Annotated in this window: 10 protein-coding genes and 1 pseudogene; all 11 read right to left on the reverse strand. The window is 51.7% G+C overall.

Annotated features, from left to right (window positions below; genetic code table 11):
• Nucleotides 1-282 precede the first annotated feature (282 nt).
• Complete coding sequence (locus tag APA10_RS08425; RefSeq protein WP_003630859.1) at nt 283-696, reverse strand: PIN domain-containing protein; 414 nt, start codon at nt 694-696, stop codon at nt 283-285.
• Entirely contained in the window at nt 696-941 is a 246-nt protein-coding gene (locus APA10_RS08430; protein ID WP_003630860.1) for an AbrB/MazE/SpoVT family DNA-binding domain-containing protein, read from the reverse strand. The genes APA10_RS08425 and APA10_RS08430 overlap by 1 nt, the downstream gene beginning before the upstream one ends.
• Before the next feature lie 134 nt (nt 942-1,075).
• Complete coding sequence (locus tag APA10_RS08435) at nt 1,076-1,732, reverse strand: hypothetical protein (protein ID WP_250697662.1); 657 nt, start codon at nt 1,730-1,732, stop codon at nt 1,076-1,078.
• Nucleotides 1,733-1,844: 112 nt separating this feature from the next.
• Entirely contained in the window at nt 1,845-5,030 is a 3,186-nt protein-coding gene (locus tag APA10_RS08440; RefSeq protein ID WP_003630862.1) for a type I restriction endonuclease subunit R, read from the reverse strand.
• The gene (locus APA10_RS08445; protein WP_003630864.1) at nt 5,027-6,259 is read right to left on the reverse strand and encodes a restriction endonuclease subunit S; all 1,233 of its coding nucleotides are present in this window, start codon (nt 6,257-6,259) and stop codon (nt 5,027-5,029) included. Before APA10_RS08445 ends, APA10_RS08440 begins: the two co-directional genes overlap by 4 nt.
• Before the next feature lie 12 nt (nt 6,260-6,271).
• Nucleotides 6,272-6,574: a nucleotidyltransferase family protein gene (locus tag APA10_RS08450; protein WP_003630865.1), complete on the reverse strand. Its 303-nt coding sequence runs from the start codon at nt 6,572-6,574 to the stop codon at nt 6,272-6,274.
• Nucleotides 6,571-6,972, reverse strand: a complete 402-nt coding sequence (locus APA10_RS08455; RefSeq protein WP_003630866.1) for a nucleotidyltransferase substrate binding protein — start codon at nt 6,970-6,972, stop codon at nt 6,571-6,573. The genes APA10_RS08450 and APA10_RS08455 overlap by 4 nt, the downstream gene beginning before the upstream one ends.
• Nucleotides 6,972-8,585: a class I SAM-dependent DNA methyltransferase gene (locus APA10_RS08460; RefSeq protein WP_003630867.1), complete on the reverse strand. Its 1,614-nt coding sequence runs from the start codon at nt 8,583-8,585 to the stop codon at nt 6,972-6,974. Before APA10_RS08460 ends, APA10_RS08455 begins: the two co-directional genes overlap by 1 nt.
• Nucleotides 8,586-9,143: 558 nt before the next feature.
• Nucleotides 9,144-9,572, reverse strand: a complete 429-nt coding sequence (locus APA10_RS15405) for a hypothetical protein (protein WP_231867227.1) — start codon at nt 9,570-9,572, stop codon at nt 9,144-9,146.
• A 186-nt stretch (nt 9,573-9,758) separates the two neighbouring features.
• A pseudogene (locus APA10_RS15410) lies at nt 9,759-10,145 on the reverse strand (TniQ family protein); the annotation flags it as partial.
• The gene (locus APA10_RS08470; RefSeq protein ID WP_276325078.1) at nt 10,138-10,689 is read right to left on the reverse strand and encodes a TniB family NTP-binding protein; all 552 of its coding nucleotides are present in this window, start codon (nt 10,687-10,689) and stop codon (nt 10,138-10,140) included. The pseudogene APA10_RS15410 and the gene APA10_RS08470, both read right to left, overlap by 8 nt.
• Nucleotides 10,690-10,731 lie beyond the last annotated feature (42 nt).

Genomic DNA, 10,731 nt, shown 5'->3' on the forward strand with positions numbered 1-10,731 from the left:
ACAGGAGGCTGGAAAATCATACGCGCTTGCGCTACACTGTGTCTGCATCGGGTTCGTTTATTGCTTATGAAAATTTCTTTTCTACAAAACAGACTTTTTCATAATCTAACCCGATGTACAACCCTTCTGTGAGATTTCCGCGTCGAACCCGAGCCAACCCGCAGTGACACGTTTCCAACCCCTTGAAACAGCAAAAAGAATGCGACGTGCTGTCTTCCGGTTAGCGTCTGAGTTCCCGGAATTGGTTAAACAATCTGGGAACTTGGTACGACGAATTTAACCTCAATCTTCTGTCTTCTGGAAGGGGTTTATTATGGTTATCATGTCAAAAATCCTCTGGCCATTCTGCATATCTTCGGACAAGAGGGTTTCAATGCCATTTTCTATGGCACAGGCCAGAATCATGGCGTCATAGGTCTGGAGCCCATACCGTTCGATGATGGCCCAGCCACGGCTGTAAACAGATTCTGTGATGGGATGGATTGTGACCAGCCCCCGGAAGTCCGCAATCAATGTTTTGATGTCGTCCAGTGGAAGTCTGGTTTTACGCCTGAGTGTGTTTGTGGCTTCGTTAAGTGTCTGAACCGAGATATGGCAGTCCTGATGTAGGAGAAGGCTGTCCGCAATCCCGGCCTTTTCTGTTCCTTCTTCCATCATGGCATACAGAAGGATGTTCGTATCCAGAAAGAGAGACATTAGCCTTCGGGGCGCTCAAACCGAAACCCGGAAGGCAGCTTCTTTCCAATCTCTTTTAGGGAGCGGAGCGCTTCTTCCCGGGATTTCAGGCGTGTGAAGACGGCATCCACATTATCGCCTTCCTGCAAACCGAGTTGCTTGACGATATGAGAGGGAATGCGCACGGCAAGGCTGTTACCCCATTTAGAAACCTGCATAAGAACCTCCTGCGCAATGGTATCCAAATAAAGATAATGTATATCCATTATCAGGGTCCAATGCAAGATTTCTCTTAACGCCTATGTAAAAGGGTTTCCTGCCACGGGAAATTCTAAGCCATCAATTTCGTATGCCGATAGCCAAAATAGCTTTTGCGGAGAACGGATAACTTGAACGGGATTTATACTCTATTGGGATTAGCGATTGGTCCTGACTTAGCTATAACGTCGAATATCCATTTTAAATGATGCTCTTCAAGATAGATTTGCGGGCGACCTCCGTATATCTCTGGATCGCTTTTCATGGTTCCTGAAAGTTCTACAGGCATATTTTTAGATAAATATTCCTCTGAATTTCCACTTGTATGTTTAATAATATTTGATAAATGGCAAACTATAAAAAGATTATCATTTGGAATATTTTTTAATGCAGGGTCTTTTTGTCCGAAAGCCTCTAATGCACGCTTAAGTTTTTCATAATTTCCAAGATTTACAGGTTTTGTTTTTGGATTTTCCTGATGATGCCATTTATAAACTGAAGTTTCCCAGTAATGATACGCGGTAAGCACAAATGAGCGGCGGAGTTCCAAAAGTGCTTCCTGAAGACGTTCGATATCTAACTCGAGGATTTCGTTCTTTTCCCACAATACGTCTCCGTCTTCGTCACGCTCTCCGACAAAAACACCGCCCTCTTCGTATGTCTTCAATTCCATTTCTTTGGAAGAGATAGCCTCTTGAAGGCTGTTCTGGCCGCTTCGAGCCGCTAGCCGAATACAATCCAGGCCACTTTGATATATGTATCCGCGTTGACTGAAGACGAATGGGAGTTTGGTGGGCATGTCTATTATGCAACATGAAAAATCGTAATTAGACAGTATAAGGAAGTCGAGCTTGCTAGTCGGTCAGTTTCTAGGTGGATGTTCTGCTTTCTTCCGCCCATGATCGCCATAGTTACAGTTCTCCCTGACCAGCCCAAATGGGCGCGAACTGCTCTGCCTGACGCAGGATGTGTTTGACCGCTTCTGCCTCCATATCGGGCGGATATCCATAGTGACGGAGCAGGCGTTTGACGGAAGTCCGCATCTTGGCGCGTGCCTGCGCCATGACGGTCCAGTCCACTGTGGCATTCTCCCGAATGGTCTTCACCAGTGCTGTGGCGATAACCCGTAGGCTGGGGTCGCCCATAGCTTCCTTGGCGCTCTGGTTCTGGGCCAGCGCGTCATAGAACGCGATTTCTTCCTGTGTCAGGCCCAGTTCTTCGCCCCGGTCGCGGGCGGAGGCCATGTCACGTGCCATGCGGATGAGTTCATCCAGAATTTGAGCGGACGTCAGGGCGTTGGCATGGTAGCGGGCGACAGCCTGTTCCAGCCGTTGTGAGAAGGCTTCGGCTTCCGTGATGTTGGAGCGGGTTCGGCTGCGTATCTGGCCTTCCAGCAGTTTTTTGAGCGCTTCAATGGCCAGATTGCGCTGGGGCATTTCCCGCACTTCTTGCAAGAAGGTGTCCGAGAGGATGGAAATATCAGGCTTTCCAATGCCAGCGGCTTCCATGATGTCGATGATATCAGTGGAAATGACGGCTTTGCTGACCAGTTGCCTGATGGCCAGTTCGCGTTCCTGCGCACTGCGCCCATCGCTGCCTGTGCTCACGCTCTTGACCAGTGCTGCCCTGACAGCTTCAAAAAACCCGATTTCATCACGTAGCTTTGCGGCCTCATCACTGGCAGAAGCCAGCGCAAATGCGACCGAGAGCGCCTTGACGGCATCCGGGTAGCGTTTCTGGGCGGCCTTACGCTCTTCGTCATTTTTCGCGGATGCCATGGCGCGTTGCTGCTGGCCCAGAATATGGTCAAGCGCTCCCGCCATGATGGACAGCTTGGCCTTGGGTGTCGCGCCGTCCTGCAAGGCGGGGCGGTAGTCAAACCCACCCGCCTGACCGGGATTGAACATGGCCCGCACGACTTCGTAACGCTCCTGCAAGGCACGTATGGCCTCGCCCTCGTCAATGCCGACCTGTTCACGATCTCCGGCGGAGTATTCGCCCAAAGCTGCCTTCAGGTTCTGGGCAAGACCGATATAGTCCACCACCAGACCGCCAGGCTTGCCCTTGAACACACGGTTGACGCGGGCAATGGCCTGCATCAGCCCGTGTCCACGCATGGGCTTGTCCACATACATGGTGTGCATGGACGGAACATCAAAACCCGTCAGCCACATATCGCGCACAATGACCAGTTTGAGCGGATCGTTGTTATCCTTCATGCGCTTTGCCAAAAGCTCTCGCCGAGCCTTGGGCTTTTTACCAATATGAGGCTGGAACGCTGCGGGGTCGGATGAACTGCCGGTCATCACCACCTTGATGGCGCCTTCATTGTCATCATCACTGTGCCATTCAGGACGAAGGCGAATAATCTCATCATAGAGCGCCACACAGATCGCCCGGCTCATGCCCACGATCATGCCCTTGCCTTCAAGAGCGGTCAGGCGGTTTTCAAAATGGGTCACAAGGTCTTCGGCAATCCGACGCAGGCGGGGTTCCGAGCCGACCAGAGCTTCTACGCGAGAGTATTTCTGGCTAAGCTTGTGCTCCTCGTTCTCGGAAAGTCCTTCGACAATATCGGCAAGTTCGTCGTCAAGCTCTTCCTTGAGGTCTTCATCCAGTTCGATACGCACAAGGCGGCTTTCGTAATAGATGGGCACGGTTGCGCCATCCTCCACGGCCTGTGCGATGTCGTAAATGTCGATGTAATCGCCAAAGATGCTACGGGTGTTCACGTCAGCATTTTCAATGGGCGTGCCGGTAAAACCGATAAAGGACGCATTGGGCAGGGCATCGCGCATATGTTTGGCAAAGCCGTAGGAGACCTTGCCCGTCTGGCGGTCGAATTTGGCTTCCAGCCCATACTGACTGCGGTGCGCTTCGTCCGCCATGACCACCACATTGCGCCGATCGGTCAGCATGGGCAGGCTGGTTTCGCCCTCTTTGGGCTGGAATTTCTGCAAGGTGGTGAAGATCACACCACCCGAGCTGCGCCGGAGCAGTTTTTGTAAATCTTCCCGGCTGTCCGCCTGCTCCGGTGTCTGGCGCAAAAGGGCCTGTGCGCCGGAGAAGGTGGCGAAGAGTTGGTCGTCCAGATCATTGCGGTCTGTCAGGACAATGATGGTAGGATTTTCCATCTCCGGGTGGCGGGCAATCACACCAGCATAGAAAGTCATGAGCAGGCTTTTGCCTGACCCCTGCGTATGCCACACCACGCCAACCTTGCGATCTCCGCCTGGGGCAGAAGCCCGCACGGTCTGCGCCACGGCTTTTCGACAGGCATGGAACTGGTGGTAGCCTGCCAGAATTTTGATGGGGCTGCCGTTTTTCTCGCCAAACAGCACGAAGTCATGGATCAGGTTGAGAAACCAGCGAGGCGTAAACACACCGCGCAGCACGGTTTCCATTTCCTCATGATTCTTTGCAACCAGTTCTTCCCCATCCACAGTGCGCCATGGCATGAAGCGGTCACGGTCGGCGGTCAGTGAGCCAATGCGGGCCTCGGTACCATCTGAAATCATCAACGCTTCATTGAAGCGGAACAGCGAGGGAATAAGGCTGCGGTAGGTCTGGAACTGGTTCCAGGCTGAATCCAGCGTAGCGTTCTCGGAACTGGGGCTTTTAAGTTCTACAACGCCAAGCGGCATGCCATTAACAAACAGCACAAGATCCGGCCTGCGGTTGGCCTCGTCCTTTTCAACAACGAACTGACGCACGACCAGAAAGTTATTGTTCTCCGGGTCCTCAAAATCCAGCAGACGTACTCGATCACCAGACTGGATGCCATCTTCACGCACCACATCCACCGGCACGCCATTAACCAGATAGTCATGCAGGCGGCGGTTTTCATCCACATGGTCGGGCGTGTCTTCGCGGATCAGGGCCAGCAGAGCTTCATCCTTTGAGGCCTGTGATAAATGCGGATTTAGCCTGTCTATTGCTGACCGCAGGCGTTTTTCCAGAATGACGTCCGATAACGAGGCACGCTCGGGTTTTTTACCACCGGGAGCAATGTCTGGCCCCCAGACAATGGTATAGCCACATTCGCGCAGAATATCGCAGGCCCAGTCTTCAATCTCGTTTTCGGACAGAAAGCTCATGCCGCGTCTTCCACCATCTTTTCGGCATCCCGGATGCTGATCTCCCCGGACATTAGCTTGGGGAGGAGGAGGTCTCGGAGTTGAGTGAGGGAGCGTGTTTCACTCTCATTAGTAATGATTTTATTTCTCCAATTCTCCACGATATTTGCGAAAGAATGGATTAGAACCGCAGGGGGATAAAACACTTCTAAACGATAAGCATTGTCGCGATTGAGGCCAGGAACTGCTGCATCAGTATTCATATTTTCAAGCCCCAATGTTTCTAGTAAATAAAAACAGTATGACAGTGGGAACTTGCTCGTGACATAAAATACTGTGTCAATTGGAAAACAGGTTCTGTTTTCCCAATACAATGCACCGACAGTTCCTTTTCGTCCCACAATAATTGTGGGTGTTGTAACCAGTGCTTCATTATGAAATCCTGTTACACCACCTGACCCGTAAACAGGAATTTCTCCTTTTATGCGTTTTTGTGTGGGTAGGGATTTGCCATAGTTAAATTCCAAGATGTTGTGCAGTCGCCGTAATTCCCACCCCTCAGGCTTCCCCTCATCATCCAGCCTGTTGGGAAAGAGTTTCCACAGTTCTGGGGAGAGGTAAGGGGCTTCTCCGGCCATTTTTGCCCGTGTCGGGCCAAAATCGACAAACCAGTCCCGAAACAACGCTCGCGCCATGGCTTCCAGCGTTTCGTTCGTCCGGCGGTTGAGGTCTATTTTGTCGTCCAACCTACGTAACAGACTGCCAATTTTCTCTTGTTCTTTGATAGGAGGAGCGAAAAATTCATAATCTCCTATCTGATCTAGACTAATATGCGGAATTGTTGTTCCGGTTTGAACTGAAAGTACATAATTTGTAAAATTTCTTGATCCTATTATATATGGTAATATATATTTATGTATATCTGGTAGAGAGCGTAATCTGGCGACGCGCTGTACTAGTAGTGTCCTATCATTTTCATGGTGTATTACTGAATATTTTAATCCGCTAGATATCCAAGGACGATCCATTGCGATGACGACATCATCTTTTTGTAAAATATATTGCGATAAATGAGATGATTTTTCAATGGGCCAAAATTTAACACCATTCCATTGGAGAAAGCCTTGCCCAATATTGTCACCTCGCAGGAGTTTAATACCAGTGTCTGAGTATTCTGCGCTTTTAAAAGGGAATCCAACTTGAATTTCTGTGACATCTTTAAGTCGAAATTTATGAGTGAATATAGTCATTTTTTGAATATCTTACTCTAAAAATATAGAAACAGGATTTATCAAACCCTGAAAAGCTTGATCTGATGAAAATTGATCGAGAATATCAACTTTCCACGGCAGATCAGACTCTGAGAATGCTTCCTCAAGTCGTGCTCGTGTTTCCAAAGACAAAGGTTCATCACCCATAATAGCCAGATCAAGATCAGAAAATGGCTTGGCCTTGCCTGTGACACGCGAGCCAAAAGCCCGGACTTCACGGTCGGGCACAATCTCGTTGAGTATGCGCAGCACAATGGCCCGCTCTTCGGGCGTGATGTCGATCTGCCCTGTCACGCCGTGCGCTCTTTCAGCGTGGCCAGCAGAAACTCGGCCTCTGCAATAAAATCTGGAATGGTGGCCACAACCTGTTTGGCAGTGGCCTCGTTGTAAGTATGGCTCGTCAGGTTGCGCATTTTGCGGAATACGCTCCACTGGGGCCATGCGCTTTTCAGCAGCCCGGCCTCGTTGGCGGAGCGGATCATATCCGGAAAGCCCATGCGGTCATATTCCTCGGGCGAGGCTGAATTGGCTTCCAGAAAGCGCTTCAGGGTCTTGTGGCTGAGTTCATAGGTAAACTCGAACCGCTGGATCAGGCCATCCCGCAACTGCTCATCGTCGGGTTGGGCAAGGTGGCGTGCCCAGCCTTCCTTCAGCCGGTCGAGAGCGCGTTCCAATGGGGTAAGATACAGCATTACGCACTCTCCTTCTGCACGATCAGCTTGAGGGAGGCGGTAATTTTCGCGTTCAGTTCTTCACCCTGCGCAAACTGCTCTTTCAGGGTCTTTTCAAGAGCCGCAAAGCGTTCGGTAAACGGTACACTGTCTTCCTCGGCTTCCTCTGCCCCCACATAGCGGCCCGGTGTTAGCACAAAGCCGTGCTGTTCCACCTCGTCCAGTGTCGCGGATTTGCAGAAACCCGGAATGTCTTCATATGTGCCCGCGTCCTTTTCACCACGCCATGCGTGGTAAGTGTCGGCAATACGAGCCACGTCCTCGTCCGTCAGTTCCCGGCGGGTGCGGTCAACAAGCTTGCCCAGTTTGCGGGCGTCGATAAACAGCATTTCCCCGCGTCGGTCCCGCCAGCCCTTCGGGTTCTTGGTGCGGGTCAGGAACCACAGGCAGGCCGGGATCTGGGTCGAATAGAAAAGCTGGCCGGGGAGGGCCAGCATGCAGTCCACGACATCGGCTTCCACCATGCGGCGGCGGATATCGCCTTCGCTGTTCTGGTTGGAGGACATGGAGCCATTGGCCAGCACCACACCAGCGGTACCATCAGGGGCCAGATGCCATAGGATATGCTGAAGCCACGCATAGTTGGCATTGCCCGCAGGCGGCTTGCCATACTGCCAGCGCGGATCTTCCTCCAGCGAGGCATTCCACCAGTCCGACACGTTAAAGGGCGGGTTGGCCAGAATATAGTCAAAGCGCAGGTCTTTCAGCTCGTCACGCAGAAAGCTGCCCTCATTGTTCCAGCGAATGTCCGCGCCAATACCCCGCACGGCAAGGTTCATACGGGCCAGACGCCATGTGGTGTGGTTGCTCTCCTGCCCGTAAATAGCAATGTCACCGAGCTTGCCACCATGGGTTTCCACAAAGCGTTCAGACTGCACGAACATGCCACCAGAGCCACAACACGGGTCATACACCCGGCCCTTGTAAGGTTCGAGCATGGAAACCAGCGTACGTACTACGCTGGACGGCGTGTAGAACTCACCCCCGCGCTTGCCTTCGGCTCCAGCAAAACCACCAAGGAAGTATTCATACACCCGGCCTAGCACGTCCCGCGCCTTATCGTCCGTATCGCCCATGCCGATATCGGAGATCAGGTCGATCAGCTCACCCAGCATGACGGTATCAAGGGCCGGGCGTCCGTAATCCTTGGGTAGCACGCCTTTGAGCTGTTCCGGGTTGGCCTTCTCGATGGCCAGCATGGCACCATCAATCATCTTGCCGATATTGGGCGAGCGGGCATTGTCCTTGAGATGAGACCACCGAGCCGTCTCCGGCACCCAGAAGATATTCCCGGCCAGATATTCGTCAGGATCTTCCGCTGCTGCCGGGTCTTCCAGCATCAGTTCAGCATGTCGGGCTTCAAACGCAGTGGAGATGTAGCGTAGGAAGATCAGGCCAAGGGCCACATGTTTGTAGTCTGAAGGCTCAAGGTTCTTGCGCAGCTTGTCCGCCGCCAGAAACATCTGCTGTTCAAAGCCCAGTGTCGCGGTCGCTGCCTTGGCCTTACGCGCTTTGGTAGTTTTCTTAGGAGCAGAGGCATCATCAGGGTTTTTACGTGGACGACCGCGTGGCATGAAACTAAAGCCTTAATATGACAATAAATTAGAGCCGCATTTTGGCCTATTCTAGCCGTCTGGTCGAGTAGGAAGGGCGGGATTGTGGGTTTCCTTTACAAGATAACCGTCATAAGTCGACGTACTGATCGTATTGGTATCAAGCTTATCGGCGAACATGGAACAGATCCTGCAAATGCTCTCAAATCCTATTGCTCGTGAAATCAACTTGCGGAGAAAAGCTGAACTCCATTGATACGATAAATGACACAGATAAGCGGTCTCGTAATAGTACATTCAACGGTGAGCTTCTATTTGATTTACTCTATAATGCCATTAACTTCAAACACCGTCTTTTTTCGAAAATCTGCCCCCTTCCCCATACCTACTTGCGATAATTCCACTTATCGCAAGTAGATGGGCTCCCGGAAAAAGGAAGGTTTTTGTCGAAAACCAGAAGATAATGATAATCCGCCGCTGACTACCGTTTTTTCTGCAAAAAAAACCACTTAATCGCGATAAAAATGCAGAAGATAATGATAAAAATCCATTGATTGACGATAAATTAGACATGAGACGCTACACACCAAACGGTGCACTTATGAGGCATCGTCCCCATGATCTTACTTTCGGATGTAGCCACATCACATAAGTCTCTGGCGTGAGTGGTTCACACGCAATCTGACATTCTGAAGGATCCCAGAAAACCCGGTCCTCAAAAAACTGATGATCAGACAATACTACTGAAACCAGCATGATGATGCCGACTGCCAGCGGAACTGGCAGCATGGCTGGCGTATAATGGAAAGCGGCTTTCCAGTCTGACTGCTTCAGCATCCAATAAAGCGGCGGTTGAGGCCTCGGGAGATAATCGATCGTGATCAGTATCATCAACGTAAGCTCTTCAACAATTGTCGTCAGACGGCGTTCCCTGCTGACGCCACGCCATTGTGCGCGAAGTGTCTGCCCGACAAGACTGCGACAGAGATCAATGCTCAGAGCGTTCACGCACCGGGATATTGTTCTGTCTATCGTCAGACCCCAGGGAAGCTGATCATCTGATGCTTCCCCCCACAAATTGATTTTATCGCCTTTGACGGCGCACAGCGGCTGCATCCGACCTTTGTTACTGAGAAAAAGACATCCCTTGCCTATTTTATTGCACCGTGGACAGGCTTCTTCCAGAACTCGCCGATGCCGTTCGCAGAACACTGCCGCACCCGTTCGCCATGACCGCCGCTCCCAGGGCTCATCTCCCTCCAGCAGATCTTCCCGCACACACTGCCGACACCAGACGGGGTGATCCCTAACCCAGAGACGCCCCTGTGGCGTCCCGCAGCGCATTACCTTGATTGAGCGTTGTGACAGGCCGGTCATGGCCGCAAGCGTACGATCCGCCTGAGGCTGCAGACAGCAATCCAGTTCCCTCGCTCCTCGGAGAGAGTATCCGGCATGAACAGCAAGATGATCGGCGCGGAGATCGTAGCGGGCAGCCAGTCTAGCTAACCATGAGGAAAACACTTCTGCTCTGTGTGGAGACGGGATGATTGGAAGGGATGACGGTGTCCTTTCTTTACCCACGACGAGATTTCCGTCGATGTCCCCCCATCAACACAGGTGCTTCAATACCGTCCCAGACTTCTTCGTGCTCGAAAGCCTGATAATCAAGACACTCGGTTCCAGAACGAATAGCCCTGATGGCAGCCCGTTCAATCGCCTTGCACGTGCCAAGAGTAATACCTCCTGTGCGCCCAACCAGCATTTGCATCAGTCGCCGGGAGTCGACAGGAGACGGTTCTCGCAACGGCAGGCTCCAGATCAACCGTGTCACAAAATGACTGAAATCCTCACCATTTTCCCATGCAGGCAGTTCCAAATTCATAAAGCGGTTTCGCAACTGATCATCAGACAGCAGAGCGTGCCGTGTTTCCGGCACGCCGATCCCTACTAGAGCAACCCGTAACTCGTTCGACAGCCAGCGCAACAATTGCAGAAACAGTCGTTGCTGGCGGGCCGTACCCGCCAAAACAGAATTCAGCTCGTCGATAACAATGACTTTGACCTGCACCTCGGCCAACACGCGCAGAACCGTTGACTCGCGTGGTGCCGTTGTCTCGACGCGGATTTCTTCTGTGGTTACCGTCCGTTATGCAAGAGTTTTCTGACC

This window comes from Acetobacter pasteurianus subsp. pasteurianus LMG 1262 = NBRC 106471 (assembly GCF_000285275.1).
Classification (GTDB): Bacteria; Pseudomonadota; Alphaproteobacteria; order Acetobacterales; family Acetobacteraceae; genus Acetobacter; species Acetobacter pasteurianus.